Source organism: Paraburkholderia sp. RL17-380-BIE-A, from assembly GCF_046028085.1.
GTDB lineage: Bacteria > Pseudomonadota > Gammaproteobacteria > Burkholderiales > Burkholderiaceae > Paraburkholderia.
The window spans coordinates 15,440-41,831 of the sequence record NZ_JARESQ010000006.1 but is presented as its reverse complement, the minus strand read 5'-3'; the positions used below and the strand labels follow the sequence as shown (position 1 = coordinate 41,831).

The window sequence follows — 26,392 nt, the reverse complement described above, 5'->3', positions numbered from 1 at the left end:
TTCGTTTATTTCGCTGTTACTGTCCTGCCGTTGACGCGTGCGTGCATGGTGCCGCACGCGCTGCAACGTCTGCTGATCGTGTCGAATGCGCGAGGCCGCGCACTCGCCGTTCAGCAAGCTGCCGAGGGTCGCGATGTTTTCGAATTTGCTGGTACAGCTGGTCAACGGACTCGCCGACGCGTCGACGCTGTTTCTCGTCGCCGCCGGTTTGTCGCTGATCTTCGGCGTGACACGTATCGTCAACTTCGCGCACGGCTCGTTCTATATGTTCGGCATCTATGTCGCGTATAGCATCGCGAGCCGTTTCGGGCACACGGCGGTCGGCTTCTGGCTGTCGGTGCTGGCTGCGGCGCTGGTGGTCGCGGTGCTGGGCGCGCTGGTCGAGATGGTGGTTCTGCGCCGCATCTACCAGGCGCCCGAGCTGTTTCATCTGCTCGCCACGTTCGCGCTGGTGCTGATCTTTCGCGATGCCGCGCTGTGGCTGTGGGGCCCGGAAGACCTGTTCGGTCCACGTGCGCCGCATCTGGCGGGCGCGGTCGATTTCCTCGGCCATCCGCTGCCTACCTACGACATTGCCTTGATCGTGATCGGTCCCGTGGTGTTGCTGCTGCTCTGGTACGCGTTGACACGCACGCGCTGGGGCACGCTGGTGCGCGCCGCCACGCAGGATCGCGAGATGCTTGGCGCGCTCGGCATCAATCAGGCGTGGCTGTTTACCGGTGTGTTTTTCGTCGGCGCGTTTCTCGCCGGGTTGGGCGGTGCCCTGCAAGGGCCGCGCATGTCGGCGAATCTGTCGCTGGATCTGGAGACGATCGGCAACGCTTTCGTGGTGGTGGTGGTCGGCGGCATGGGTTCGATTCCGGGGGCGTTCATTGCCGCGCTGATCATCGCGGAGATCAAGGCGCTGTGCATCGGCATCGGCCACGTGACGATCTTCGGCGTCGGTCTGTCGCTGAGCCGCTTCACGCTGGTGGCTGAATTCGTCGTGATGGCGGTCGTGCTGGTGGTGCGTCCGTGGGGTCTGCTCGGCCGCGCGAGCGCCGCGGTTCGTGGCATGGCGGCGCCGGAAACGCCTTTGCGTCCGGCGGGCAAACGGCTCAAATGGCTGGCCGCTATCGCGTTGCTGGTTCTCGTGCTGGCGCCGCTCGCGGCCAACGCATTTCCGTACATGCCCGTATTGCTGGTCGAGATCCTGATCGCCGTGCTGTTCGCGACCAGTCTGCATTTCATCATGGGACCGGGCGGCATGCATTCGTTCGGCCACGCCGCCTACTTCGGACTGGGCGCATACGGCGCCGCGCTATTCCTCAAAGTATTGAATTTGCCGATGGAAGCCGCGTTGCTGCTCGGCCCGCTATTGGCGGTGGCCGGCGCGCTGGTGTTCGGCTGGTTCTGCGTGCGCCTCTCCGGTGTCTATCTCGCGATGCTGACGCTCGCGTTCGCGCAGATCGTCTGGTCGGTGGTGTTCCAGTGGGACGACGTGACGGGCGGCAGCAACGGCATTCTCGGTTTGTGGCCGTCGAACTGGTTGTCGTCGCCGGTGGCCTTTTACTACGTGACGCTCGCCTGCGCCGTGGTCGGCGTGTGGCTGTTGCGCAAGATGTTGTTCTCGCCGCTGGGTTACGCCATGCGGGCCTCGCGTGATTCCGTGCTCCGCGCCGAGGCGATCGGCATCGACGTGAAACGCGTGCAATGGGCCGCGTTCGTGATCGCGTCGCTGTTCTGCGGACTCGCCGGATCGCTCTATGCCTTCTCGAAGGGCACGATTTCGCCGGAAGTGATCAGCGTGAGCCGTTCGGTGGACGGCCTCGTGATGGTGCTGCTCGGCGGCTTGCAGACACTCACCGGGCCGATTGTGGGCGCGGCCGTGTTCACGTGGCTGCAGGACACCGTCGCGCGGCAAACCGACTACTGGCAGGCGCTGCTGGGCTTCGCGATCCTGCTGTTGGTGATCGCGTTTCCGCAGGGGATCGTCGGCTTCATTCGCGAGCGTTTCGGCGACGATACCGCCGACCCGGCTGAAAAGAGCGCCGTCCCGCCTGCTCAGCGCGCGGCGATCAAGGAGGGGCTATGAGCTTGCTGCGCGTCAGCGGTCTCTCCAAATCGTTCGGCGGCCTCAAGGCGGTCGAGAACGTTTCCTTCGATCTCGAAGCGGGTCAATTGCTGGCCCTGCTCGGGCCGAACGGTGCGGGCAAGTCCACCTGTTTCAACATGGTCAACGGTCAGTTGACGCCTTCGTCCGGATCGATTCGTCTCGACGGTCATGAACTGGTCGGCATGCGTCCGCGCGACATCTGGCGGCTGGGCGTGGGGCGCACGTTTCAGATTGCCGCGACCTTCAACTCCATGACCGTGATCGAGAATGTGCAGATGGCGCTGGTCTCGCGCGAACGCCAGACCTTCGGGCTATGGAAGCCCGCCCGTTCGCGCTACGCCGACGAAGCCCTCGCGCTGCTCGACCAGGTCGGCATGGCCGCGGACGCGAACCGTGCGTGCGGCGTGCTCGCTTATGGCGATGTGAAGCGTGTGGAACTCGCGATTGCGCTGGCCAATCGCCCCAAGCTGCTGCTGATGGATGAACCCACCGCCGGCATGGCGCCGAAGGAGCGCAACGAGCTGATGGCGCTGACCAAACGTCTGGTCACCGAACACCAGATCGGCGTGCTGTTCACCGAGCACAGCATGGACGTCGTATTCGCCTACGCCGATCGCATGATCGTGCTCGCGCGCGGCAAGCTGATTGCCGAAGGCGACGCCGAGACGATCCGAAACGACCCGCGCGTGCAGGAAGTCTATTTCGGCACCGGTAAGACCTTCCAGCCGCACGCACCGCTGCACGACGCAGCCGGCGGCCATCAAGGCCAGGGAGCATTGCAATGAGCGAGCCGATGCTGAAAGTCTCCGGCCTCAACGCGTTCTATGGCCGCGCACATATTCTGTTCGACGTCGGGCTCGAAGTCGGCCGCGGCGAAGTCGTGGCGCTAATGGGCCGCAACGGCGCGGGCAAATCGACCACGATGAAAGCGGTGATGGGCCTGCTGCCGCGCCGTCACGGCGAAGTGAGTTTTCGCGGTCAGAACATCACGGCGTTGCCGCCATACAAGATCGCGCGTATGGGCATGGGCTTCGTGCCCGAGGATCGTCGCGTGTTCGCGGATCTGACCGTGATGGAGAACCTCGACACCGGCCGTCAGCCGCCGCGCGAAGGCGCACCGCAATGGACGCCGGAAAAATTGTTCCGCCTCTTTCCCAATCTCGGCGAAATGCCGCAACGTCCGGGCGGCCAGATGAGCGGCGGCGAGCAGCAGATGCTCACCGTGTCGCGCACCCTGATGGGCAATCCGTATCTGGTGCTGCTCGACGAACCGTCCGAAGGCGTGGCGCCGGTGATCGTCGAACAGATGGCGAACATGATTCTCGAACTCAAGCGCGAAGGGCTGTCGATCCTGTTGTCCGAACAGAACCTGCACTTCGCCGAGCTCGTCAGCGACCGCGCGTACGTGCTCGAAAAAGGGCAGATCCGCTTCAGCGGCACGATCGGCGAACTCGCGCAGAACGAAACAGTGAGGCGCGCTTATCTGAGCGTGTGAATCCATCGGCGCGTGCGAATCACACGCGGTCGCGCATCGCGGGCGCCGGACAGTCGTTGCGAAAGGAGAAGCAGATGGCAGCAGAGACGTTGACAGGCTTGTCGGGCAAGGTCGCGGTAACGAACATCGGGCTGCTGTTATCCGGCGATATCGACCAGCCGATTCTCGACGCGAACACGCTGGTGATCGACGACGGCGTGATCGTCGCGGTCGGCCGCGAAAAGGACTGCGATCTCGAAGGCGCGCGCACGACGGTCGATTGCAAAGGCACGACGGTCGCGCCAGGTCTGATCGACTCGCATGTGCATCCCGTTTTCGGCGACTGGACGCCGCGCCAGAATCAGATGGGCTGGATCGAATCGAATCTGAACGGCGGCGTGACCACGATGATTTCCGCCGGCGAAGTGCATTTGCCCGGCCGCCCAAAAGACGTGCTCGGCGTGAAGGCGCTCGCCATTACCGCGCAACGTTCGTTCGAAGGCATGCGCGGTGCGGGTGTCGGCGGCGGCGTCAAGGTGATGGCGGGCGCTCCGGTGATCGAGAAGGGCATGGTCGAGGAGGACTTCAAGGAGCTTTCGGAAGCGGGCGTCAGGCTGCTCGGCGAAGTCGGCCTAGGCAGTGTGAAGGGCGGCGAAGAAGCCGCGCAGATGGTGGCGTGGGCGCGCAAGTACGGCATTCAGAGCACGATTCACACGGGCGGTCCGTCGATTCCCGGCTCGGGCCTGATCGATCGTGACGTGGTGCTCGCCGCCGACGCGGACGTGATCGGCCACATCAACGGCGGGCATACGTCGCTGTCTTACCGGCATGTCTGCGATCTGTGCGAGCAGTCGAGCCGTGCGCTGGAAATCGTCCACAACGGCAATGAACGGATCGCCTTGCTGACCGCGCGTCATGCGATCGAATTGAAGTGTCCACACCGGATCATTCTCGGCACGGATAGTCCCGCCGGTTCCGGCGTGCAACCGCTGGGCATTTTGCGGATGATCGCGCTGATCGCGAGCCTCGCCGACGTGCCCGCGGAAATCGCCTTCTGCTTCGCGACGGGCAACACCGCGCGTCAACGTAATCTGCGCCAAGGGCTGATCGAAGTGGGCCGTCCCGCCGACCTCGTCTTCATGGACCGCGCGCAACACACTGCCGCCGATACGCTGCTCGAAAGCGTGCAGCTCGGCGATATTCCGGGCGTGGGCATGGTGATGATCGACGGGCTGATTCGCTGCCGGCGCAGCCGCAATACGCCACCGGCCACCGAAGTGCCGGTGGTGCTGTGAACGCCGATCGTACGGCTCGCGCAGCGGGGCTGGCACGCTCATGAACCGCCCCGCGCCTCTTACGCTGAAGGTGAACGGCGCGACGCATCTCGTCAGCGCCGCGGCCGACACGCCGCTGCTCTATCTGCTGCGTAACGACCTCCTACTGAACGGTCCGAAATTCGGCTGCGGTCTCGGCGAATGCGGCGCGTGCACGGTCCTGCTCGACGGCATGCCGACGCGCGCGTGCGTCACCACGGCAAAGGTCGCGTTGGGCCGCGAAATCACTACGCTCGAAGGACTCGGTACGCGCGCCGCGCTGCATCCGGTGCAGCAGGCGTTTATCGAAGAGCAGGCCGCGCAGTGCGGCTATTGCCTGAACGGCATGATCATGACGGCCAAGGCGCTGCTCGATCGCGATCCGCATCCGAGCGTCGAGACGATCCGGCGCGAGTTGTCGCGCAATCTGTGCCGTTGCGGCACGCATGTCGAGATCGTGCGCGCGGTGCAGCGCGCCGCTGAATTGCTCGCGGCGCAATCCGCCGTGCATGAAGGAGCGCGTGCATGACCGGCCCGGACTTCAGCGTCGATCGACGCGCCGCGCCACCTTCGCGACAACAGCTCTATGACGCGCAGAGCGTGCTGATCGTCACGCGGCCGCCGCAGGCGCCGGTCAAGCCGGCAATCGGTCAGCCGGGTTCGCGTTCGTCGTTCGTGCCGACCGAGGCGGACCTGTTCCTCGTGGTGCGCGACGACGGCAGCGTGGTCGCGTTCAACGGTCACGTCGATCTCGGCACCGGCATCGGCACGGCGCTCGCGCAGATCGTCGCGGAAGAACTGGATGTGCCGTTGACACGCGTGTCGATCGTGCTCGGCCATACGCGTGAAGCGCCGAATCAGGGGCCGACGATCGCCAGCGCGACGATCCAGATATCGGCGGTGCCATTGAGACACGCCGCGGCGCAGGCGCGGCAATTTCTGCTGGCTGAGGCGGCGGCGCGGTTCAGCGTGAGCGTTGAGCAACTCGACGTGCGTGACGGTGTGGTTTTTCAACGTGACGGCGGTACTGCCGCGAAAGGCATCGGCTACGGCGATCTGGTGAGCGGGAAACGTGTCGAACTGAAGCTCGATACGAACGCGCCGCTGAAGTCGCCGGACACCTACAGAATCGTCGGCAAGAGTGCGCCGCGCGTCGATATTCCCGCGAAGGCCACCGGCGAATTGAGTTTCGTGCATGACGTACGCGTGCCGGGCATGTTGCACGGTCGAGTGGTGCGTCCGCCCTATGCCGGTGTCGCGCAGGGCGACTTCATGGGCAACAGCCTGCTTCGCGTGGATGAAGATTCCGTTAGCGATTTGCCCGGTATCGTGAAGGTCGTCGTGATTCGCGACTTCGTCGGTATCGTGGCGGAGCGTGAGGAAATCGCGCAGCAGGCCGTGAAGCGGCTGCGCGTGCAATGGAAAGCGGTTGAAGGTCTGCCAGCGCTCGAGACCAGCGAGGAAGTGGAAGCGGCGTTGCGCGCGAACCCGGCCAAACGGCGCGATCTGGTGATCGAAGGCGACGTCGATGCAGTGCTGGCGCAAGAGTCCGGTCGCAAGCTGGAACGCACTTACGTGTGGCCATTTCAGATGCACGCATCGATCGGACCTTCGTGCGCGGTGGCCGACTATCGCGAGGGCGCGTTGAAGGTCTGGTCGGGCACGCAGAATCCGCATTCGCTGCGCGCCGATCTCGCATTGCTGATGAGCATGGACGAAGCGCACATCGAGATCGTGCGGATGGATGCGGCCGGCTGCTACGGCCGCAATTGCGCGGACGATGTCGCCGCCGACGCCGCGCTGCTCTCGCGCGCCGCCGGCAGTCCGGTGCGCGTGCAACTTTCGCGCGAGGACGAGCATGCGTGGGAGCCGAAAGGCGCCGCGCAATTGATGGACGTGCGCGGCGCGTTGAATGCCGGGGGCGAACTGGCCGCATACGACTTTGCGACGCGCTATCCGTCCAACGATGCGCCGACGCTGGCGCTGCTCCTGACCGGCACGATCGCCGCGCAGCCGCAGGTGTTCGAAATGGGCGACCGCACGGCCGTGCCGCCGTACGATTACAGCACCATGCGTATCGTTTGCGACGACACGCCGCCGATCGTGCGCGCGTCGTGGTTGCGCGGCGTGTCCGCGTTGCCGAACACGTTCGCGCACGAGTCGTTCATCGACGAACTCGCGGCGCAGGCGGGTGTCGATCCGGTCGAGTTTCGTCTGAAGCACCTGCGCGATCCACGCGCGATCGAGCTGGTCAAAGCCGTCGCGGAGAAAGCCGGGTGGCAGCCGCATAGCGCCGAACTCAAAGAGGATGAAGGCGACATCGCACGCGGGCGGGGTTTCGCTTATGCCCGCTACGTGCATAGCAAATTTCCCGGCTTCGGCGCGGCGTGGTCTGCGTGGGTGGCCGATGTCGAAGTCAATCGCAAGAGCGGCGAGCTGGCGGTGACGCGCGTGGTGGTCGGCCAGGATACCGGCACGATGGTGAATCCCGACGGCGTGCGTCATCAGATACACGGCAACGTGATTCAGGCGACGAGCCGCGCGCTGAAAGAACGTGTGACGTTCGGCGAGAATGCGGTGACGAGCCAGGAGTGGGGCGCGTATCCGATTCTGACCTTCCGCGAAGTGCCCGTGATCGATGTGGTGATGATGCCGCGCCACGGCGAGCCGCCGATGGGCGCGGGCGAATCCGCGTCGCTGCCCGGCGCGGCTGCGATCGCCAATGCGCTCTTCGATGCCACGGGCGTGCGTTTTCGCCGGCCGCCTTTCACACCGGAGACGATCCGCGCCGCGCTTGCCGATGCGCAAGCCGAAGACAAGGCGGCACGCAGGAAGAGGCGCTGGCGATTGGGTTTTTTAGGCACTTTCGCGGCGGGCGCAGTGGGTTGGCTCGGCGCATTTTCGCTCGCGCCGCACGCTATCGCACCGATCACGCCGCCACTGGCGAGCGCGTTTCCGGCCGATCTCGTGGCGCGCGGCAAACTGCTGGCGTCGCTCGGCAATTGCGCGGTCTGCCATACCGCGCACAACGGCGTGCCGAACGCCGGCGGCAAACCGCTCGATACGCCCTTCGGCACCGTGTACAGCACCAACATCACGCCGGACGGCCTGACCGGCATCGGCAACTGGTCGCTCGAAGCGTTCATGCGGGCGATGCGGCAAGGCATCAGCCGCGATGGACATCGTCTCTATCCGGTCTTCCCGTACACCTCGTTCCAGAACACTTCCGACGACGATCTGAAAGCGCTCTACGCCTACCTGATGGCGCAAACGCCAGTGCGCTCGCGCCCGCCGGAAACGAAGCTGGCGTATCCGTTCAGCGTGCGTCCGCTCATGGCCGCATGGAACGGACTCTTTCTCGGACGCACGGCTTTCGCCGCCAGCGCGACGCAAAGCGCGCAATGGAATCGCGGCGCGTATCTGGTGAATGGGCTCGGCCATTGCAGCGCGTGTCATACGCCGCGCAATGCATTCGGCGCCGAGAAAGCCGGCGCGGCATTCATGGGCGGCGGTGTCGCCGAAGGCTGGGAAGCGCCCGCGTTGTCGACGCTTTCGAACGCGCCCGTGCCCTGGAGCGAGGAAGAACTGTTCAGCTATTTGCGCTCCGGCCACGCACCGCTGCACGGCGTCGCGGCGGGGCCGATGGCGCCCGTGGTCGGCGATCTGGCGGCGCTGCCCGACAGCGATATTCGCGCAATGGCCACCTATCTCAGTTCGCTCAGCCCGTTGGAACCGAACGCCGATCCGGTCGCGGTCGCACGCCAGGTTGAACAGGCGAGCGCGATCTCAGGCGCGCCGACTGGCCTCGGCGCGCGACTCTTCGACGGCGCGTGCGCCGCCTGTCATCACACCGGTAGCGGGCCGCAATTGTTCGGCGCGCATCCATCGCTCGCGCTCAACACGAATCTGCACAGCGCGACGCCTGATAACCTGATTCGCGTGATTCTCGACGGCATCGGCTCGCCTGCGCGGCCCGAACTCGGTACGATGCCGGCTTACCGCGACAGTTTCAACGACGCCCAGGTGGCCGAGCTCGTGTCGTACCTGCGTCAGCAATTCGCCGGTGGCAAGCCGGCCTGGCAGAACGTCACGGCGAGCGTCGCCCGGATTCGCGCGACGGCGCGCGTCGATTGAGTCGATGAGCCGATTGGGTCGAGATGGATCGAGATAAATCGCGAGCCGCTCGAACACCTGATAACAACGACCAGCATTCCCGCAATCCTTTTGATAACGGAGAAACGCATGACCACGCGCGCAGGATGGATTTCTCGCCTCATGGTGCCGACCGTACTGTCGTTCGCCGCTTTGAGCGCGAGCGCACAGCAGACCATCAAGATCGGCGAGATCAATAGTTACAAGGCGCAGCCCGCCTTTCTCGGGCCTTACAAGAACGGCTGGAATCTCGCGCTCGACCAGGTGAATGCCGCGGGCGGCGTACTCGGCAAACAACTCGAAGTGGTATCGCGCGACGACAACGGCAATCCCGGCGACACGATTCGCGTCGCGCAGGAACTGATCGCGCGCGAGCAGGTGCAATTGCTGTTCGGCGGCTTTCTCTCGAACACCGGCCTTGCACTGGCCGACTTCTCGAAGCAGAAGAAGATTTTCTTCCTTGCTGCTGAACCGCTGACCGACAAGATCGTGTGGGCCGACGGCAACAAATACACGTACCGTTTGCGTCCTTCCACATATATGCAGGTGGCGATGCTCGTGCCGGAAGCGGCCAAGCTGAAGAAGAAGCGCTGGGCGCTGGTCTATCCGAACTACGAGTACGGGCAGTCGGCGGTGGCGACCTTCAAGAAACTGCTGACGGCGGCGCAGCCCGATGTGCAGTTCGTCGCAGAACAGGCCACGCCGCTCGGCAACGTCGATGCGGGCGCGGTGACGCAGGCGATCGCCGATGCCAAGCCGGACGCGATTTTCAACGTGTTGTTCGGCGCCGACCTCGGCAAGTTCGTGCGTGAGGGCAATACGCGCGGACTCTTCAAGGATCGCAGCGTGGTGTCGCTGCTCACGGGCGAGCCGGATTATCTCGACCCGCTGGGCGCGGAAGCGCCGACCGGCTGGATCGTCACGGGCTACCCGTGGTATTCGATCGATACGGCGGCCAACAAGAAGTTTGTCGATGCCTATCAGGCCAAGTACCACGACTATCCGCGGCTCGGCTCGGTGGTGGGGTATTCGGCGTTGATGTCGATTGCCGCGGGGATCAAGAAGGCCGGGTCGGTCGATCCGGATAAGCTCGCCGCCGCGTTCAAGGGCCTCGGCGTGGAGACGCCCTTCGGGCCGATCACCTATCGGGCCCAGGACAATCAGTCCACCATGGGCGCATACGTCGGCGTGACGGGGTTGAAAGACGGCAAGGGCGTGATGACGTCCTACCGGTATATCGATGGCGCGAGCGTTCAGCCGTCGGATGCCGAGGTCAAGAAGCTGCGGCCCGCCGAGTGAGGTCGTGACGCCTGCGGCGCGCGGCGCCGCAGGCGGTGGCGCGATGCACGACGTTCGAACTCGCGGCCACTTGCGGGTCGAGGCGGCCGGCGACCGCAGGTCTATGCGGCCACCCACGCGCGCGTCAACGCGGCCCCCAAGAGGCAACGCGCGGCGACAAGCGGAGAATCGGAGGACTACTCCTCCGCGTCGTGCTCGATCACGAATCGCTTCAGATAAGCCAGTACGGCGGCTTCGACCGCGCGATGATCCGCGGTGCTCTTGGAGCCCGCATTTTCTTCGTCGCCGAACAGGGTGGAGGGCGCGTTGTGCACGTCCACTTCCTGGCCTTCGCGAAAGACGCGAATCTCATGGACGTCTTCGGCGTATTCGGCGATCCAGTGCACGCCTTCAATATGCGCGCCTGCGCGAACGGTAGGGATTTTCATGGACGTCTCCCGTCGGGTCGGACCACGCGCCAACCCTTGCCAATACCATACGCTGTCCAACTGACCGGCGCGAGTTCTGTCCGCCGGTTTCTTGATGTTTCGCCGCGATTCCGCGCATTCCTCGAATTTTTGCCACCGTTCGAGCTCCGCTTCGCAATTCCTTGCGCCGGGCGCGAGGGCGCCGGCTTCATCGCATGAGGGCGCTTTGGTGGGGACTGCCCGGCGCGCCGCGCTGCGGCACACCCGTTGCTGCATGACATGGGCCACAACCAACCGGAGAATGTCATGCCCGAACAGAAAACCCTCAAGCGTGCCCACGCCGACAAGCGCGCGGGCAAGTCGTCGAGCACCCAGGCCGGCGAATTCGTCAAGGAACAGGTCGACAAGGTGCGTGCCGGCAAGCACGGCGTCAGGTCGGCCAAGCAGGCGATTGCGATTGGGCTGTCGGAAGCGCGGCGCGCGGGCGTCGCCGTGAAGTCGCCCAAGAAGGGCGCTGCGAGCGAGTCCGCGCGCAAGAAAGCCGCCACGGATAAAGCCGCGGGTCAGCACAAGAGCACCACGAAGAAGAGCGCGGAGTCGACGGCGAAACGCTCGCGCGCCGCCACCAATGCATTGAAGCGTGAGGGAAGCGCCGGCGCATCGCGCACGGCGCTGTCGAAACAGACAAAGACGGCCGCGGCCAAACGTCCGGCGGCGAGCCGTTCCGCTGCAGCGAAGAAGGCCGCCGCGACGAAGGGTGCTGCGGGCCGCTCTGCGGCGGCCAAGAAGGCGGCCCATACGAGGGCTTCGCGCGCGCACCATTGATAGCGCGCGTTCGGGGCGCATCTGGCGCGCGTTTGCCAGGCATTTGCCGATCAGGCGGCGCACACGATGCGCGCCGCCTGATCGAGTGCTGAATTACTGCACCGTAGCCAGCACGTCGCCCACGGTCTTGAAGATGTGCGCAATCTGCTCTTCGTTGATGATGAGCGGCGGCGAGAACGCGAGGATATCGCCCGTAAAGCGCACCAGCACGCCCGCTTCGAAGCATTTGACGAACGCCTCGTAAGCACGCGCGCCCGGCGCGCCGTCGCGCGATTCGAGCTCCACGCCGGCGATCAGGCCGAGGTTGCGCACGTCCTTCACATGCTTCGCGCCGCGCAGCGAGTGGGCGGCCGCTTCGAACGTCGGCGCGAGCGTCGCGGCGCGTTCGAACAGACCCTCGCTGCGATACAGGTCGAGCGTGGCAATCGCGGCTGCCGTGGCGGCCGGGTGAGCCGAATACGTATAGCCGTGGAACAGTTCGATCGCGCCTTGCGCGCCGCTGTTCACGATCGTGTCGTGGATCGTGCGGCTTGCGGCCACCGCGCCCATCGGGATCGCAGCATTGTTGATCGCCTTCGCCATCGTGATCAGGTCTGGCGTGACGCCGAAGTATTCGCTCGCCGTAGCCTTGCCGACGCGGCCAAAACCGGTAATCACTTCGTCGAAAATCAGCAGGATGCCGTGCTTCGTGCAGATCTCGCGCAGCTTTTGCAGATAGCCTTGCGGGGGAATCAGCACGCCCGTCGAGCCGGCCACCGGTTCGACGATCACGGCGGCGATCGTGGATGCATCGTGCAGCGTGACGATGCGCTCCAGTTCTTCGGCGAGATGCGCGCCCCAGGCCGGCTGGCCTTTCGAGAACGCGTTCTGTTCGAGGTTATGCGTGTGCGGCAGGTGGTCGACTGCGGGCAGCAGCGCGCCCGAGAAGGTCTTGCGGTTCGTGGCGATGCCGCCGACCGAGATGCCGCCAAAGCCCACGCCGTGATAACCGCGCTCGCGGCCGATCAGGCGGGTACGCTGGCCTTCGCCGCGCGAACGGTGATAAGCCAGCGCGATTTTCAGCGCGGTGTCGACCGATTCCGAACCCGAGTTCGTGAAGAAGATGCGATCCAGACCTTCCGGCATCAGTTCGGCAACTTTCGTGGCCGCTTCGAAGGCGAGCGGGTGGCCCATCTGGAAAGTCGGCGCGAAATCCAGTTTGGAGAGCTGCTGGGTAATCGCAGCGATGATTTCCTCGCGGCCGTGGCCGGCATTCACGCACCACAGACCCGCGCAACCGTCGAGCACTTCACGCCCATCCGAGCTGCGGTAATACATGCCCTTGGCCGATTCCAGCAGGCGCGGCGCGGCCTTGAACTGGCGGTTGGCGGTAAAGGGCATCCAGAAAGACGACAGATCGTCGATGACAGGGCGCGAAGTCATGTGTGTTTCCTCGAAAGTGGATCCCCAGGGAGACTTCCTTTGGGGCGTAGCAAAACTGTAGCGTTCGCGGTTTAATGGCGGCATAAACAGTTGACGCAGTGTGGCGCTAACTGTGTTGGTGGATTCGCACTAACTGTGTCGATGCGCGCCGGACCGGGGGTCGGGCTCCGTCATTCGCCCGTTCAGCCGCCCGCCGCGGCCCGTTTTTCGTCCTGACCATGATCGAACTAGAACTCGAGCGCGACCGGCGCGCCGCTCCCACGCTCGTCGAGCAGGTGGTGCAAGGCTTCGCGCGCGCCATCGAGGCGCAGTCGCTGCGCGCCGGCGCGCTGCTGCCGTCGGTGCGCCAGCTGGCACAAAGCCACGACCTGAGCACCTTCACGGTCACGGAGGCGTACAACCGGCTCGTTTCGATGGGGCTCGTGGTCGCGCGGCGCGGTTCCGGCTATCGCGTGGCGGCGCGCTCGCAATCCACGCGGGTTGCCGCCACCGACTGGCAGCCGCCGAGCCTCACCGCAACCTGGCTCCTGTCCGACGTGTTCGCCGACCATTCCGTGCCGATCAAGGCGGGCGGCGGCTGGCTGCCGAGCGAGTGGATCAACGAAACCGGTTTGCAGCACGCGCTGCGGGCGGTAAGCCGGGTGCCGGCTGCGCGCCTTGGCGACTACGGGCATCCGTATGGATTCGTGCCGTTGCGCGAACGGATCGCCGAGCAACTCGACCGGCGCGGCTTGCCCGTGGATGTCGCCAATGTCCTGCTTACGCAAGGCGCGACCCAGGCGCTGGATCTGATCGTACGCACCCTGCTGCGCGCGGGCGACGCCGTGATCGTCGAAGATCCCGGCTATTGCAATCTGCTGCAGATTCTCAAGCTGGCGGGCCTCGAGGTGCATGGCGTGCCGCGCACGCCGGCGGGCGTCGATACGGACGTGCTCGAAGCGCTGGTCGCGCAGCACAAGCCGAAGGCGATCTTCGTCAATACCACGCTGCAGAATCCGACCGGCGCGACCTTCGGCATGTCGGCTGCGTTCCGCTTGCTGCAGATTGCCGAGCGTCAGCGCATGTGGGTGATCGAAGACGACGTGAGCCGCGAACTCGCGCCATCCGGCGCGCCGCTTTTCGCGGCCATGGAAGGCTTACAGCGCGTGCTCTACGTTGGCGGCTTTTCGAAGACGGTGACGCCGGGGCTGCGCTGCGGCTATGTGGTCGCCGAACGCGCCGTACTGCGTGAGCTGGCGCGTACGAAGATGGCGGTGGGTTTGACGTCGTCGGAGGCGATCGAGCGGATCGTCGACAAGGTGTTGCTGGAGGGGCGCTACGCGCGTCACGTCGAAGCCGTCAACGAGCGTCTCAAGCTCGCGCATGCGACCGTTGAGGAGCGGCTCGATTCGCTCGGTCTGGAGCTGTTTCACCGGCCGCGCGCGGGGCTGTTCCTGTGGGCGCGCTTGCCGGTCGACGCGGAGCGGGCCGGCGAAGTGGCGACGGCCGCGCTTTCACACGGCATCTGGCTCGCGCCGGGCTCCTACTTCCGTCCCGACGATGCCCCGAGCGCCTGGTTCCGCTTCAACGCGCCATATTCAACTGACGACGCGTTGTGGCGCTTCATCGAGCGGGTCGGGCAGGGCGTGTTATAGCGGTCGGGTTCACGCGCTCTGGCCGAGCAGCTTCAGCGCGATCGGATACAGCGACAGCACCAGCAGCAGCGCCATGGCCACGTTGAAGACACGCAGCCGCTTCGGGTCCGATAGCACCTGCCGCATGGCGGTGCCGAAACCTGCCCACAGGCAGATGCACGGAAAGCCGATCACGTAGAAGATCACCGCCATGGCGATGGCGTTCATGCTGTAGCTCTCGCTGAGGTGGATCGTCGTGGCGGCGGTCAGCACCATCATCCATGCCTTCGGATTGACCCACTGGAAGGCGATGGCTTCGTAGAACTTCATGGGCCGTCGCTCGCCTTTCTTTACCTTCAACTCACCCGAGGTGCCGATCTTCCACGCGAGGTAGAGCAGGTAAGCGACGCTCGCAACTTCGAGCACGGTGTACAGCACGGGAAAGTGGACGAAGGCTTCGCCCAGACCGATGCCGACCGACAGCATCAACAGCACGACGCCGGCGCTGATGCCGGACAGATGCGGCAGCGTGCGGCGAAACCCGAAGTTGACTCCGGAGGCCAGCAACATGGTGTTGTTCGGACCGGGCGTGATCGTGGTGACGAGCGCGAACAGGATGCCGGCGGGCAGCGCACTGAGACTGAGATAAGACATGAAATGCTCCGCTGTCGGACGAAAGGGGATGGGAGCATTCTAGCGATGGTGTCCGGTACAGTACCTGTACGGTTTTTGAGATGGTGTCCGGTACGGGTGGCCGCGATGATGGAGTTTGGGCGATCGCCGTTGGTCAAATGCAATGATAAGTCGTCGCTTATTCGTCAAGTTGATTGCTTAGGCCATCGCCACGTTGGATCGGAAAGATGCTCGGCAAAGTAATCGGACAGCGCCGCCACCTTCGCGGGCCGCGCACGCGCCGACGGCGTGACGAAGTAAAGGCCGCCTCTGGTCAGCGACCAGTCGGTGAGGATCGCTTCGAGTCGGCCATCGGCCAGATACTCGCCGGCGATGAATTCAGGCAGTTCGGCAATCGCCAGGCCGTCGAGCAGCGTGGGCAACAGCGCATCGGAATTCGTCACGCGCAGCGGGCCGGCGGGCATCACCGGCTCCTCCTCGCCCGCGTCGTTCGTGAAGCGCCAGACATCGCTGCGCGCGCGATACGCGTACGAGAGACATGGCCGATCCACCAGCTCGCGCGGATGCGCGGGCCGCCCTTCGCGCGCCAGATATTCGGGCGACGCCACCACGTATTGCGTCACCGCGCACAGCCGCCGCGCCACCAGCGACGAATCGGGCAACGCGGCAATACGCAACGCGGCGTCGAAGCCATCGGCGACCAGATCGACCGATGCATCCGATAGATGCAGGTCGATCGACACTTCCGGGTACGCGCGGAAGAAGCCCGGCAGCAGCGGCGCGACCCAGCGCAGCCCGAACGACATCGGCACGGCCAGGCGCACCAACCCGCGCGGCTGCACCGACATCTCACGCGCCGCGCTTTCCGCCTCCTCGGCCTGACGATAGATATCGCCAGCCTTCTCGCAGATCGTCCTGCCGAACTCGGTCAGCGACAGCTGCCGCGACGTGCGGTTAAAGAGCCGCGCGCCCAGACGATCTTCGAGGCGGGCCACGCCGCGCGAAACCGTCGCCACCGACACCCCCACCGCGCGGGCCGCAGCCGCGAACGATCCCTCCTCAGCGACCTTCGCGAACATCGCGAGTCCCTCGAAATCCGGCAGCCTCGCCATTTCCCCTCATCTTTGCATTTATGCAACGTTAGATTGCAATCAATTCTATTTAGAAAATACCCGGCCGTCGATATTCTCCTCACATCGCAGCACGCAACACCGAACCAGCCAACACCCACTTCCACTGAACGAACCGAAAGGAGCAAGACCATGGCACGCAAACTCGACAACAAGATCGCACTCGTCACCGGCGCAACCAGCGGCATCGGCCTCGCCACCGCGCAGCGCTTCGCCGCCGAAGGCGCGCACGTCTACCTCACGGGCCGCCGTCAGGCCGAACTCGACGCCGCCGTGAAAAGCATCCGCGAAGCGGGCGGCCAGGCGAGCGGCGTGCGTGTCGACTCCACGAAACTGAACGAGCTCGACGCGCTGTATGCGCAGATCAAGGACGAACAGGGCCGACTGGACGTGCTGTTCGCCAACGCCGGTGGCGGCTCGATGCTGCCGTTCGGCAACATCACCGAAGAACACTTCGACGACACCTTCAACCGCAACGTGAAGGGCGTGCTGTTCACGGTGCAAAAGGCGCTGCCGCTGCTGGCCAAGGGCGCGTCGGTGATTCTCACGGGTTCGACGGCGGGTAGCGCGGGCACGGCGGCGTTCAGCGTGTACTCGGCTTCGAAGGCTGCGGTGCGCTCGTTCGCACGCAACTGGATCCTCGACCTCAAGGACCGCCAGATCCGCGTGAACACGATCAGCCCGGGCGCGACCCGCACGCCGGGCCTGCTCGACCTGGCCGGCGACGACGCCGCACAGCGCCAGGGTCTCGCCGATTACCTGGCGGCGCAGATCCCGATGGGACGTCTGGGCGAACCGGACGAAATCGCGAGCGCCGCGCTGTTCCTCGCCTCGGATGACGCGAGCTTCGTCAACGGCATCGAACTGTTCGTCGATGGCGGTCAGCAGCAGATCTAAGCGTGGCCCGGCGCATGGATGCGGTTCTACGCGCCCCATGCGCCCGAACGGAGGTTCATCATGATCGAACATCGTCCTTTTCATTCGCTCGGCGCGATCAGGCGCGACTGGCTCGACGCGCGGCTGCATTTCGGCGTGGGCGTGAGCGGGCGCGCCGATCATCCGCCACTGGGTCCGCTTTACCTGTGGAACGACGATGAATTCGCACCGCGCTCGGGTTTCGGCCTGCATGTGCACCGCGACGTCGAGATCGTGACCTGGGTGCGCTCGGGCGCCATCACGCACGAAGACGACGCGGGCAATTGCGCCCGGCTGGTCGCCGATTCTGTGCAGGTCATAAGCGCGGGCGCGGCGATCTATCACGCCGAGCGCAATGAGGAACATGTGTCCGCGCGGCTACTCCAGATCTGGCTGCGTCCGCGCACGACGGGCGGTACGCCGCGTTGGGCGACGCGCGTCTGTTCGCGCGAATGTCGTGAAGGCTGCTTTATCACGCTGGCAAGCGGCAATGAGGATGATGTCCGCGCGGGCGCGCTGCCCATCAATGCCGACGCACGCGTGCGTATCGCGACGCTGCGCGAAGGCATGACAATAAAGCACGAGTTGCCGATGCCCGCCTCAGCTTATCTTGTTGCGGATCACGGGCGGCTCGATGTGGGATCTATCCAGCTCGCTGCGCGCGACGGCGCAGCCGTCCGGGATGAGGCTAAGCTAGATCTGATAGCGCATGACGATACGGATGTGATGATCGTCGAACTTTTGGGCTAAGGCGAATGAGCCTTGTTGTTGTGTGCGACTGTCACCGACCATATCTCGGCCGTTCGAGCCTCCGACCAAAATCGTCAACAATCGAGAACCGAAACCAAAGACAAAAACGAAAACAGAAACGGGCCATGAGTGCCGGGCGGCAGTCCTATGGGATATTCATGTGCGGTCGAGACAAGATGGAAAACGAGCGCCGCTGAGTGGTGGAAATACGTTTGCCTTCGTGAAGCGGGAGATGTCATGCGTAATCTTCAGCGTACCAAATGCGCCAGATCCTTTCGCATGCACGCGCCGCTCCGGGATATTGGTAAAGCAATGATCGATCAGCTCGCCAAACCTATACCTAAGTATCGGTTAGTGAGGCGACACTGACGATTTTTTCAGCGAGGCATCAGTGCCTCTTGAAAGTGTTTCATCGGAAATCGTATAGAGCCCGGCGCCAACCTTCTCTATGCTAAATCGCGCGTAACTGCTCTGTTGCAATTCAATCCGCGAAACAGTCAACACAATTGGAGTCTGGAATGAAGAGGACGATCGCATCAGTCCTTTGTATCGGCTATTTCGCTTTCGGCGTCGCGGCACATGCTGCCGATTCCGGCTACACGCCTCCTGGGCGGATTAGTCGAAAGGACGCGTCGTCGAGAGTCATTGGTCATTCCTTGCGGGAATAGCGGTTAGCACTCCGGCCGCACTTCACCGGATGTCGAATGCCGCGCAAAGTTCGTTCCGCGCGCTCTCACGCTCGAAGAAATTCCCGGCGTGATCGAAGAATTGCGTCGCATTGCGGCGCTTGCGAAACCGCGCGGGCTTCCTGTTCGAGGTGCTCGATGCCATCGGTTCGGTTTGGGACGCTGGCCACATCGCGGTGCGTCTTTCGCCCGGAAGCTCGTACGGCACGATGTCCGATAGCGATCCGCATGCCACGTTCGGCTATGTCGCGCGTCGTCTGGATGCCTATGGTCTCGCGTATCCGCATGCGGTCGAGCCGAGAGTGCGCGGTAACGATGACGTCGCCGCGTCGGCCTCGGCTAGAGACTTGCGTCGCGTCTTCAAAGGCACACTCATCGCGGCGGGTGGCTTTACTGCGGATAGCGCGCAGCGCATCATTGAAGCAGGCGACGCCGATCTCGTCGCGTTCGGGCGCCTGTTTATCTCCAATCCGGATCTGCCGGAGCGACTGCGCGTCGCGGCGCCATTGAACCACTACGACCGCTCGACGTTCTATGGCGGCGATGCGCGCGGTTACACCGATTATTCCTTCCATAGTGCAGCGCCGGTTATCCAAGGAGGGAGCGAGCATCGTAACCGGCCCCGCCCCAGGATCGCCTGCCGCGGGGCCGAGTTGTTCCTGCGGATTGCGTTGACAGAGACCGATCGGCAACGGCAATTTCATCGACCAGGTTCTGGCGCGATAGACTTCCAACTGAAAACATCTTAGCCACTATACGGACTTCACGATCCTTCAAGGAAAAGCAGCCACATGGACCGGATGGCAGCAATGGAAACTTATGTCAGTGTCGTGGAGGCAGGTTCATTCTCGGCGGCCGCAAAACGGCTTAGGCTCGGGCAGCCGGCCGTCTCGAAGTCGATCGCGCAACTCGAAGAGCGGCTCGGCGTGCGACTCCTGCTGCGCTCCACACGCGGCCTGACACCCACCGATGCCGGTCAGCGGTTCTACGAGCACGCGCGGCGCGCAATCGAAGAAGTGGATGTTGCTGAACAGGTGGTGCGCGACGCGTCTACCGGACTGTCGGGCGTGCTACGCATCAGCGCCGCGGTGACGTTTGCACGCCTGCACATCCTGCCGGCGCTCAAGACCTTTATGAACCGCCACCCGAATCTGCAGATTGATATCGTGCTGGACGACCGCACCATCGACCTGCTCGAACAAGGCGTGGACGTTGCATTGCGCATGGGCTCGCTCGACGATTCGGCCATGACCGCGCGTCGCATTGGGCGGAGCCGGAGGCTGGTCGTCGGCACGCCCGGCTACTTCGCCGAAGCAGGCGTGCCGAAATCGCCCGCGGATTTGAGCCAGCACCAGGCCGTGGTTTATTCGTTGCGCGGCGGGGGCGAATCCTGGGCGTTCAGCCAGCACGGCAAGGAAGTAGCAGTGGTCGTGTCAGGACGCGTCAGTGTCAGCGCCGCCGAGGGCATCCGCACGACGGTGCTCGGCGGCATGGGTCTCGCGATCGCATCGGAATGGATGTTTTCTCCGGAACTTGCCGATGGTACGGTCAAAGCGGTGCTGACCGACTGGGAATTGCCCCTGATCGACCTTTGGGCGGTATTCCCTGCCGGACGCCTGGTGAGTGCGAAGGCGCGCGCCTTCGTCGCTTTCGTGGAGGAGGTACTGGGCGTCGCGTCTGCCGGCAATGCCGGCACGCCCTCAGAACCCTAGCTTGCCAATCGACGCGCCGCCGTCGACGTACAGCGTCTGACCGGTCATGAAGGCGGCTACGTCAGAGAGCAGAAACGCGATCGTCCCGGCAATTTCACCGGGCTTGCCGAAGCGGCCCATGGGCACTGCCGACAGATAGCGCTGCTCGCCCTCGCTTCCCGGTGGGTTGTTCGCGCGGAACAGCTCGGTCTCGGTCGGACCGGGCGCGATGGCATTCACCGTAATGCCCGTGTCGGCTAGTTCCAGCGCCCAGGAACGTGCAAAACTCACCAGCGCCGCTTTCGCCGCTGCATAGGCAGTGCGCTGCGTCATGCCGAGAATCGTCAGGCTGGAAATGTTCACGACCCGTCCCCAGCCCCGGGCCCGCATACCGGGAAGCAACGCCTGAACGGTCTGGACCGCCGGATGGAGGTTCAGCGCGAGGACGTCGTCGAGATCGTCGAGCGCGACTTCACCCAGACGTTGTGGCCTGACCAGCGCAACATTGTTTACCACGCCGTCAAACGAATGCCGGCGCACCAGATCCCGGAGCACGGCGGCGGTTGCATCACGATCGGCGAGATCGACACGGACCAGTTCACCCGGAAAATCGCTTGCTTCACGCGCGAGGCCAACGACACGGTGGCCGTCGCCAATCAGGCGCTCTGTCAGCGCGAGACCGATGCCTTTGGTCGCGCCGGTAACGAGAAAAGTACGCTGTGTCATCAAATGTCCTTTAAGAACAGGAAGGAATCGAAAAGCCGCGGCGGGTTCTCCGGCGCGGCGTAGTGACCGGTTAGCCTTTAGCGCTGAGCGGTAAGGCTCAGGCGTTGGCGGTCGCTTTTTCCAGAACCGGGAACATATGCGACGGGTCGGGACGACGCGTGTAGTCCGGATTGACCTCGGAATACAGCACGATGCCGTCCTGTCCGATGACATAGCGCGCCGGCATCGGCAAGGTCCAACTGGGATCGTTGTTGAACGTCGGCAGATCGTTCTTCAGGTTCCTGTAAAGCTCGACCAGATAGTCGGGCAGCGTGAAACGCAGCCCGAAGTCGGCGCCCGTCTGACCGTTCACGTCGCTCAGCACCGGAAAACCCAGTTCGTTGGTGCGCACCGACTTGCGGCTATTGACCGGCGTCTGCGGTGAGATCGCCACGACGTTCGCGCCATATGTCTGAATCTGCGGCAGCACTTCGTTGATCGCCTGCAATTCGATATTGCAGTACGGGCACCAGACGCCGCGATAGAACGTCACGACCAGTGGCCCCTTCACGAGCAGCGCTGCGGAAGACACGTCGTTGCCATCCTGATCTTTCAGGTTGAAATGCGGAGCGCGGTCGCCGGCCTTAATGGCTCGGGCAGCCTGCCCGCTCGCAATCAGTTCTGCCGTGGCGCGTTCCATCACCGGATGAATCGCCGGCGGTGCGTTGAACGGCGGCTTGCCCGCCTTGAAGTCGGCCCTGAATGCGTCGAGTTTTTCCTGCAGTGACATGAGTGTTCTCCGTCGAGAGAAATAGAGGAATTGAGGAACCAACGAGCCGGTGGATTCAGGCTACGTTCTGCGCTGCCGCAGTGCGCGCCACTTCGGCCGCACTGATACCTTCGAGCGCCAGGCCGTAGCCGATGCCTTCGTCGATCACGCGACGCAGCCGCTGGGTCAGACCGATGCGGGTGTATTTGGTGGTGAGCGGGGGCTGCTTTGCGATAGTCGCGGCGATGGCATGCGCGCGATCCAGCAGTTGATCCGCAGGCACGATCTCGTTGACCACGCCCAGCGACTTCGCTTCCGCAGCAGCGAGTTTTTGCTGCGTGAGCACGAAGTACCGGCCGCGAATGCTGCCGATCATTTCCGGCCAGAGTAGATGGATACCATCGTTGGGAGCGATGCCAAAGGCGGCATGAGGCATGTCCTGGAACACCGTCTCGGGTGTCGCCACCACGATATCGCACAACAGGACGTATTCCGAATGCAGCAGGACCGGGCCGTTCAGCGCGGCGATCATCGGGACTTCGATGTCCAGGATATTCATCAGGATCTTGCGACCTTCGCGGAAGATCTTGTCATAGCCACGCGGCGTAAAGAAATCAAAACCTTCCGGCGAGATCGCGTCCATGAATGCGTCGCCGCTACCTGTCAGGATGACCACGCGGTTATCTGGGTCTTCGCCGACCTGGTGGAACATGTCGGTGAACTGTTCATGCGTATGGCCGTTGAAGACGAGCTTCGCGCCGTCGGTATGGAAACGCACTTCGAGCACGCCGTCCGGCGTACGGGTCAGTTTGGCGTTGGGGTAAGCGTCTTTATAGCGGTCGAACGTGGACATGGCTGCTCCTGGGTGAACTTCGGTATGGGGCTAGACGGGGGCCGCAAGGGGCTCCCCGAGACGGCTTAGGCAGCGACCGGTTTGGTCCACTCGTTACCGGCCATGAAGCCATCGAGTTCGGTGTGGACGATGTGGTTCGTGTAGTTGCTCATCACTTTGGTTGCCACGCCGAGAATGACTTCAAGGACGTTTTGACGGGTGTAGCCGGCGGCCAGGAATGCGTCGACATCTGCGTCAGGGACGAAGCCGCGCTCACGCACTACGAGCGTCGTGAAGCGATGCAGCGCTTCGAGCTTTGCATCCGGCAGCGGCGTTCCGGCGCGCAGCGCTGCGATCACGCCCGCGTCCATCTTGATCATCTTCGCCAGCGTGCTGTGACCGGCCATGCAGTAGTGGCAGTTGTTCTCGAAGTTCGATGTGAGGTAGACGACCTGCTGTTCGTGCGGCGTCAGCGTGCTTTTCGAGAACAGGTCCCACAGCGCCGAGTAACCGGCCAGCAGCGCGGGCGCTTCCGCCATATGCGCCTGAAGGTTGGGGACGAAGCCAAAGGCGCGCTTCGTGTCTTCGAGGCTGGCCTTCGAAGCGGCCGGTGCGTTATCGATCGTGTAGGTTTGGAAGTTGCTCATCGTTTTGCTCCTGCTGGTTGACGGTGAGCAAATGATGAAGGTCAGCGTTTTTTCGAAGAAGGCAGGCACCGTCGATAACAGTCATTCCTGGCAGGCATATAGCAATGGTTGAAGTGCTCACGCCTGAGAGGACAGATGGTCTAACGCAACGGGATGGATCGTTTGAATCTGGTCGACGGGTTTTGATCAATCAACTTTGAGGTGGGACCGACCGCTCCAGCTTCAAAGGCGGCCACACAGGTCGCGTGGGAGCAATTCAACGCTCGGGGTCGATGACGGCGGGCCACGACACGGTGTCCGGCAAGCGGTTGTTATGCTCCGCGCACCAAGCCGACGATGCCAGTCTCAACGCTCTCGAAACACTATGCGAAGTGTGTCAAAGTACCAACTCTTACTCGTGAGCGACCCCGCATGACTACATTACCGATTGCCGATCGATGGTTTGAACTCAAGCGCGTCAGTGACGAAATCACGCTACTTTGGGAACCGCACGTCGTGCCGCTGATGCGCTGCAATATCTGGCATGTGCGCGGGCGCGACCGGGACCTGATGATCGACACAGGGATGGGTATCGTCAGTCTGCAGGATGCCGCCAGGCACCTGCTGCAGAAGGACGTAACCGCCGTTGCGACGCATACGCATTCGGATCATGTCGGCGGGCATCACGAGTTTGAACACACGCTGGTTCACGAATTGGAGGCAGAGAACCTGCGCTCGCCGCGCGAGCCAGGCACTCTTCTGGCATCGGTATTGGGCGACGAAGCAATTCGCCGGTATCGCAAAGCAGGTTATCCGTTCGACGGCGATCTGATCACGGCCCTTCCGAGCGCTGATTATTCGATGTCCGACTATCGCGTGCGGGCGGCAACGGTCACGGAAATCGTCAAGGAGGGGAGCATTGTCGATCTCGGCAACCGGCATTTTGAAGTCCTTCATCTGCCCGGTCACTCACCGGGCAGTATCGGCCTATGGGAAGCGGCATCCGGCACCCTGTTCTCGGGCGATGCGATCTACGATGGCCCGCTGCTGGATGAGATAGGTGGCGCTGATATTCCGACTTATGTGCGCACGATGAAGCGCTTGCGTGAATTGCCCGTGCAAGTGGTCCACGCTGGACACGACGGGAGCTTTGGGCGAAAACGACTGGTCGAGTTAGTCGATGCCTATCTGGCTAAACGTACCTGAGCGCTCGCGAATGCGGTCTGCAATGGTGCGGTGCAATCGACAGCCGCGCGGAGGGGATGGCGGGCGCGTTGTCCGTGATTTTTTCGATGCCGCCTGTCCGTCGGCATGCGGCCCGCGCGTCATTGTGATGGCGGCTCGATGTAATTCATCCGCCTAACCCCATGACGGAGGCTCATATGCAATACCTATTGATGATCTATTCGGAAGAAAACGGCTGGAACCAGATGACCGACAGCGAGCGGCAGCAAGGGGTTGCCGCCTATCAGGCGTACACCGAATCGTTGAAAAAAGCGGAGGTGCTGGTGGGCGCCAACCGGCTGCAGCACACGAGGACGGCCACCACGGTGCGGTTCGTCGACGGCAAGCCGCAGGTGCTTGACGGACCGTATTCCGATTCGAAGGAGCAGCTCGCCGGCTACTATCTGATCGACGTGCCCAACCTGGACGCGGCGATCGCGTGGGCATCGCGTTGTCCCGGCGCGGCGCACGGCCTCATGGAAGTGCGCCCGGTCTGGACTGCCCCGTACGACGCGCCATCTGCTGCATGAGTCCGTCCGGCGGCGGCCATGACGCTGGCGCCGCCGCGCGTGCGATTGCCGAGGCGGTCGCCCGCCGCAGTTACGGCAAGCTGGTCGCGCTATTGGCGATGCGCACGCGCGACGTCGCGGCGGCCGAGGACGCGCTGGCCGACGCATTCGCGGCCGCGCTCGCGGGCTGGCCGGAGCGCGGCTGCCCCGCGAATCCCGAAGCGTGGTTGATGACCGTTGCGCGCCGCCGGGCGCTCGATGGCGCGCGTCATCGCCGTGTCGGCGACCATGTGGTGAATCAGCTCGCGATCCTCGCCGACGAGATCGACGAGCGTGAAGCAGGCATGTTGCCCGACCGGCGGCTTGCGCTGCTGTTCGCGTGCACACACCCTGCGCTCGAGGCCGCGATTCGCACGCCGCTGATGTTGCAGGTGGTGCTGGGACTCGAAGCAAAGACGATTGCGTCCGCGTTCCTGATGTCGCCCGCCGCGATGAGCAAGCGCCTCGTGCGGGCGAAGAACAAGATCCGCGATGCGGGCATTCCGTTCAGCGTACCCGAGCGCGAGGAGTTGCCCGGCCGGGTCGCTGCGGTGCTCGAAGCGGTCTATGCGGCGTATGCGCAAGGGTGGACTGATCCCGTCGGCGTCGATGCCGAACGGCGCGACCTCGCCGGCGAGGCGCTGTTTCTTGCACACCTGCTCGTCGAACTGCTGCCCGAGGAGCCAGAGACACTCGGTCTGCTCTCGCTGATGCTTTATGCGCAGGCGCGGCGCGATTCGCGACGCGATGCGGCCGGCGACTACGTACCACTGTCGGCTCAGGATCCGGCGACATGGGATGCGCCGATGATCGACGCAGCCAACGCACTGCTGCGGCGCGCGAGCGCATTCAACGCGATCGGACGCTTTCAACTCGAGGCCGCTCTGCAGTCGGCGCACGTCTACCGCTGCCGGACGCATCGCCCGAACTGGGACGAAATCGTGCAGCTCTACGATGCGCTGCTCGCGATTGCAGCGTCGCCCGTGGTCGCGGTGAACCGCGCGCTCGCGCTGGCGGAACGGGACGGCCCGCAGGCGGCGCTCGACGCGCTCGACCCGTATGCGGACGATCCGCGGCTGGCCGACTACCAGCCGTACTGGGCCGCGCGTGCGGATCTGCTCGCGCGTGCCGGCGCGACGGCCGAAGCGCTCGGCGCGTACGATCTCGCGATCGGACTCGAGCGCGATCCGGCCGTGCGCCGGTTCCTGCAGCGCAAGCGCATCGAGCTGTTATCGGCGAGACGTTAGATTAGACGTCGCGTTTGCCGTGCGAGGTTGCAAGCC

Annotated in this window: 24 protein-coding genes and 1 pseudogene; 16 read left to right on the top strand and 9 right to left on the bottom strand. The window is 63.8% G+C overall.

The window, feature by feature from the left end:
- Positions 1-133: 133 nt before the first annotated feature.
- The 7 genes from P0D68_RS11810 (at position 134) to P0D68_RS11780 (ending at position 10,333) form a co-directional block, all read left to right on the top strand.
- Positions 134-2,074, top strand: a complete 1,941-nt coding sequence (locus P0D68_RS11810; RefSeq protein WP_408184288.1) for an ABC transporter permease — start codon at positions 134-136, stop codon at positions 2,072-2,074.
- Positions 2,071-2,880 (top strand): ABC transporter ATP-binding protein, encoded by an 810-nt coding sequence (locus P0D68_RS11805; protein WP_408184287.1) that lies wholly within the window; start codon positions 2,071-2,073, stop codon positions 2,878-2,880. The genes P0D68_RS11810 and P0D68_RS11805 overlap by 4 nt, the downstream gene beginning before the upstream one ends.
- Positions 2,877-3,590: an ABC transporter ATP-binding protein gene (locus P0D68_RS11800; RefSeq protein WP_091806776.1), complete on the top strand. Its 714-nt coding sequence runs from the start codon at positions 2,877-2,879 to the stop codon at positions 3,588-3,590. Before P0D68_RS11805 ends, P0D68_RS11800 begins: the two co-directional genes overlap by 4 nt.
- A gap of 74 nt (positions 3,591-3,664) precedes the next feature.
- Positions 3,665-4,864: an amidohydrolase family protein gene (locus tag P0D68_RS11795; protein ID WP_408293712.1), complete on the top strand. Its 1,200-nt coding sequence runs from the start codon at positions 3,665-3,667 to the stop codon at positions 4,862-4,864.
- Between the two features lie 40 nt (positions 4,865-4,904).
- A complete protein-coding gene (locus P0D68_RS11790) occupies positions 4,905-5,411 on the top strand; it encodes a (2Fe-2S)-binding protein (protein WP_408293709.1) in 507 nt (168 codons plus the stop codon).
- Complete coding sequence (locus P0D68_RS11785; RefSeq protein WP_408468426.1) at positions 5,408-9,016, top strand: molybdopterin cofactor-binding domain-containing protein; 3,609 nt, start codon at positions 5,408-5,410, stop codon at positions 9,014-9,016. The genes P0D68_RS11790 and P0D68_RS11785 overlap by 4 nt, the downstream gene beginning before the upstream one ends.
- A gap of 108 nt (positions 9,017-9,124) precedes the next feature.
- Positions 9,125-10,333, top strand: coding sequence for an ABC transporter substrate-binding protein (locus tag P0D68_RS11780; RefSeq protein WP_091806787.1), 1,209 nt, complete (start codon positions 9,125-9,127; stop codon positions 10,331-10,333).
- Between the two features lie 176 nt (positions 10,334-10,509).
- Here P0D68_RS11780 and P0D68_RS11775 read toward each other — a convergent pair whose 3' ends face one another.
- Complete coding sequence (locus P0D68_RS11775) at positions 10,510-10,761, bottom strand: hypothetical protein (RefSeq protein ID WP_007178046.1); 252 nt, start codon at positions 10,759-10,761, stop codon at positions 10,510-10,512.
- Positions 10,762-11,046: 285 nt separating this feature from the next.
- On the opposite strand from P0D68_RS11775, the gene P0D68_RS11770 reads away from it, so the two are divergent.
- On the top strand, positions 11,047-11,565 hold the full coding sequence (locus P0D68_RS11770) for a DUF6496 domain-containing protein (protein WP_408293703.1): 519 nt from the start codon (positions 11,047-11,049) through the stop codon (positions 11,563-11,565).
- A gap of 93 nt (positions 11,566-11,658) precedes the next feature.
- Here P0D68_RS11770 and aptA read toward each other — a convergent pair whose 3' ends face one another.
- Positions 11,659-12,987: an omega-aminotransferase AptA gene (gene aptA / locus P0D68_RS11765; RefSeq protein WP_408184281.1), complete on the bottom strand. Its 1,329-nt coding sequence runs from the start codon at positions 12,985-12,987 to the stop codon at positions 11,659-11,661.
- A gap of 218 nt (positions 12,988-13,205) precedes the next feature.
- On the opposite strand from aptA, the gene P0D68_RS11760 reads away from it, so the two are divergent.
- Positions 13,206-14,621 carry an aminotransferase-like domain-containing protein gene (locus P0D68_RS11760; protein WP_408293700.1) on the top strand — a complete coding sequence of 472 codons (1,416 nt, stop codon included), beginning with the start codon at positions 13,206-13,208 and terminating at the stop codon, positions 14,619-14,621.
- Between the two features lie 9 nt (positions 14,622-14,630).
- Here P0D68_RS11760 and P0D68_RS11755 read toward each other — a convergent pair whose 3' ends face one another.
- Together P0D68_RS11755 and P0D68_RS11750 are read right to left on the bottom strand one after the other, a co-directional pair.
- Positions 14,631-15,254, bottom strand: a complete 624-nt coding sequence (locus P0D68_RS11755) for a LysE family translocator (RefSeq protein ID WP_408293698.1) — start codon at positions 15,252-15,254, stop codon at positions 14,631-14,633.
- Between the two features lie 164 nt (positions 15,255-15,418).
- Complete coding sequence (locus P0D68_RS11750) at positions 15,419-16,345, bottom strand: LysR family transcriptional regulator (RefSeq protein ID WP_408293695.1); 927 nt, start codon at positions 16,343-16,345, stop codon at positions 15,419-15,421.
- 150 nt (positions 16,346-16,495) lie between these two features.
- Here P0D68_RS11750 and P0D68_RS11745 point away from each other — a divergent pair, with 150 nt between their 5' ends.
- Complete coding sequence (locus P0D68_RS11745; RefSeq protein ID WP_408293693.1) at positions 16,496-17,260, top strand: SDR family NAD(P)-dependent oxidoreductase; 765 nt, start codon at positions 16,496-16,498, stop codon at positions 17,258-17,260.
- A gap of 60 nt (positions 17,261-17,320) precedes the next feature.
- On the top strand, positions 17,321-18,028 hold the full coding sequence (locus P0D68_RS11740; protein ID WP_408293691.1) for a pirin family protein: 708 nt from the start codon (positions 17,321-17,323) through the stop codon (positions 18,026-18,028).
- A gap of 204 nt (positions 18,029-18,232) precedes the next feature.
- Here the strand turns inward: P0D68_RS11740 and P0D68_RS11735 are convergent.
- Positions 18,233-18,328: pseudogene (locus P0D68_RS11735) on the bottom strand (catalase); the annotation flags it as partial.
- A gap of 487 nt (positions 18,329-18,815) precedes the next feature.
- Between P0D68_RS11735 and P0D68_RS11730 the strand changes: the two are divergent.
- Both P0D68_RS11730 and P0D68_RS11725 read left to right on the top strand, forming a co-directional pair.
- Positions 18,816-19,463 carry an oxidoreductase gene (locus P0D68_RS11730; protein WP_408293688.1) on the top strand — a complete coding sequence of 216 codons (648 nt, stop codon included), beginning with the start codon at positions 18,816-18,818 and terminating at the stop codon, positions 19,461-19,463.
- A 42-nt stretch (positions 19,464-19,505) separates the two neighbouring features.
- A complete protein-coding gene (locus P0D68_RS11725; protein ID WP_408184277.1) occupies positions 19,506-20,426 on the top strand; it encodes a LysR family transcriptional regulator in 921 nt (306 codons plus the stop codon).
- Here the strand turns inward: P0D68_RS11725 and P0D68_RS11720 are convergent.
- The 4 genes from P0D68_RS11720 to P0D68_RS11705 all read right to left on the bottom strand — a co-directional run bounded on the left by P0D68_RS11720 (position 20,415) and on the right by P0D68_RS11705 (position 23,358).
- On the bottom strand, positions 20,415-21,131 hold the full coding sequence (locus tag P0D68_RS11720; protein ID WP_408293685.1) for an SDR family oxidoreductase: 717 nt from the start codon (positions 21,129-21,131) through the stop codon (positions 20,415-20,417). The genes P0D68_RS11725 and P0D68_RS11720 overlap by 12 nt on opposite strands.
- Before the next feature lie 97 nt (positions 21,132-21,228).
- On the bottom strand, positions 21,229-21,900 hold the full coding sequence (locus P0D68_RS11715; RefSeq protein WP_408293682.1) for a peroxiredoxin-like family protein: 672 nt from the start codon (positions 21,898-21,900) through the stop codon (positions 21,229-21,231).
- 55 nt (positions 21,901-21,955) lie between these two features.
- On the bottom strand, positions 21,956-22,732 hold the full coding sequence (locus P0D68_RS11710; RefSeq protein WP_408293679.1) for an enoyl-CoA hydratase/isomerase family protein: 777 nt from the start codon (positions 22,730-22,732) through the stop codon (positions 21,956-21,958).
- Between the two features lie 65 nt (positions 22,733-22,797).
- Positions 22,798-23,358, bottom strand: coding sequence for a carboxymuconolactone decarboxylase family protein (locus tag P0D68_RS11705; RefSeq protein ID WP_091806807.1), 561 nt, complete (start codon positions 23,356-23,358; stop codon positions 22,798-22,800).
- Between the two features lie 411 nt (positions 23,359-23,769).
- Here P0D68_RS11705 and P0D68_RS11700 point away from each other — a divergent pair, with 411 nt between their 5' ends.
- The 3 genes from P0D68_RS11700 to P0D68_RS11690 all read left to right on the top strand — a co-directional run bounded on the left by P0D68_RS11700 (position 23,770) and on the right by P0D68_RS11690 (position 26,356).
- Positions 23,770-24,543, top strand: coding sequence for an MBL fold metallo-hydrolase (locus tag P0D68_RS11700; protein WP_091806809.1), 774 nt, complete (start codon positions 23,770-23,772; stop codon positions 24,541-24,543).
- A 176-nt stretch (positions 24,544-24,719) separates the two neighbouring features.
- A complete protein-coding gene (locus P0D68_RS11695; RefSeq protein ID WP_408293675.1) occupies positions 24,720-25,091 on the top strand; it encodes a YciI family protein in 372 nt (123 codons plus the stop codon).
- On the top strand, positions 25,088-26,356 hold the full coding sequence (locus tag P0D68_RS11690) for an RNA polymerase sigma factor (protein WP_408293672.1): 1,269 nt from the start codon (positions 25,088-25,090) through the stop codon (positions 26,354-26,356). Before P0D68_RS11695 ends, P0D68_RS11690 begins: the two co-directional genes overlap by 4 nt.
- Positions 26,357-26,392 lie beyond the last annotated feature (36 nt).

Bases quoted from the DNA above. Each gene is read 5' to 3' on its own strand.
- P0D68_RS11810 (WP_408184288.1), top strand. From the start codon at position 134: ATGTTTTCGAATTTGCTGGTACAGCTGGTCAACGGACTCGCCGACGCG.
- P0D68_RS11805 (WP_408184287.1), top strand. From the start codon at position 2,071: ATGAGCTTGCTGCGCGTCAGCGGTCTCTCCAAATCGTTCGGCGGCCTC.
- P0D68_RS11800 (WP_091806776.1), top strand. From the start codon at position 2,877: ATGAGCGAGCCGATGCTGAAAGTCTCCGGCCTCAACGCGTTCTATGGC.
- P0D68_RS11795 (WP_408293712.1), top strand. From the start codon at position 3,665: ATGGCAGCAGAGACGTTGACAGGCTTGTCGGGCAAGGTCGCGGTAACG.
- P0D68_RS11790 (WP_408293709.1), top strand. From the start codon at position 4,905: ATGAACCGCCCCGCGCCTCTTACGCTGAAGGTGAACGGCGCGACGCAT.
- P0D68_RS11785 (WP_408468426.1), top strand. From the start codon at position 5,408: ATGACCGGCCCGGACTTCAGCGTCGATCGACGCGCCGCGCCACCTTCG.
- P0D68_RS11780 (WP_091806787.1), top strand. From the start codon at position 9,125: ATGACCACGCGCGCAGGATGGATTTCTCGCCTCATGGTGCCGACCGTA.
- P0D68_RS11775 (WP_007178046.1), bottom strand. From the start codon at position 10,761: ATGAAAATCCCTACCGTTCGCGCAGGCGCGCATATTGAAGGCGTGCAC.
- P0D68_RS11770 (WP_408293703.1), top strand. From the start codon at position 11,047: ATGCCCGAACAGAAAACCCTCAAGCGTGCCCACGCCGACAAGCGCGCG.
- aptA (WP_408184281.1), bottom strand. From the start codon at position 12,987: ATGACTTCGCGCCCTGTCATCGACGATCTGTCGTCTTTCTGGATGCCC.
- P0D68_RS11760 (WP_408293700.1), top strand. From the start codon at position 13,206: ATGATCGAACTAGAACTCGAGCGCGACCGGCGCGCCGCTCCCACGCTC.
- P0D68_RS11755 (WP_408293698.1), bottom strand. From the start codon at position 15,254: ATGTCTTATCTCAGTCTCAGTGCGCTGCCCGCCGGCATCCTGTTCGCG.
- P0D68_RS11750 (WP_408293695.1), bottom strand. From the start codon at position 16,345: ATGGCGAGGCTGCCGGATTTCGAGGGACTCGCGATGTTCGCGAAGGTC.
- P0D68_RS11745 (WP_408293693.1), top strand. From the start codon at position 16,496: ATGGCACGCAAACTCGACAACAAGATCGCACTCGTCACCGGCGCAACC.
- P0D68_RS11740 (WP_408293691.1), top strand. From the start codon at position 17,321: ATGATCGAACATCGTCCTTTTCATTCGCTCGGCGCGATCAGGCGCGAC.
- P0D68_RS11725 (WP_408184277.1), top strand. From the start codon at position 19,506: ATGGACCGGATGGCAGCAATGGAAACTTATGTCAGTGTCGTGGAGGCA.
- P0D68_RS11720 (WP_408293685.1), bottom strand. From the start codon at position 21,131: ATGACACAGCGTACTTTTCTCGTTACCGGCGCGACCAAAGGCATCGGT.
- P0D68_RS11715 (WP_408293682.1), bottom strand. From the start codon at position 21,900: ATGTCACTGCAGGAAAAACTCGACGCATTCAGGGCCGACTTCAAGGCG.
- P0D68_RS11710 (WP_408293679.1), bottom strand. From the start codon at position 22,732: ATGTCCACGTTCGACCGCTATAAAGACGCTTACCCCAACGCCAAACTG.
- P0D68_RS11705 (WP_091806807.1), bottom strand. From the start codon at position 23,358: ATGAGCAACTTCCAAACCTACACGATCGATAACGCACCGGCCGCTTCG.
- P0D68_RS11700 (WP_091806809.1), top strand. From the start codon at position 23,770: ATGACTACATTACCGATTGCCGATCGATGGTTTGAACTCAAGCGCGTC.
- P0D68_RS11695 (WP_408293675.1), top strand. From the start codon at position 24,720: ATGCAATACCTATTGATGATCTATTCGGAAGAAAACGGCTGGAACCAG.
- P0D68_RS11690 (WP_408293672.1), top strand. From the start codon at position 25,088: ATGAGTCCGTCCGGCGGCGGCCATGACGCTGGCGCCGCCGCGCGTGCG.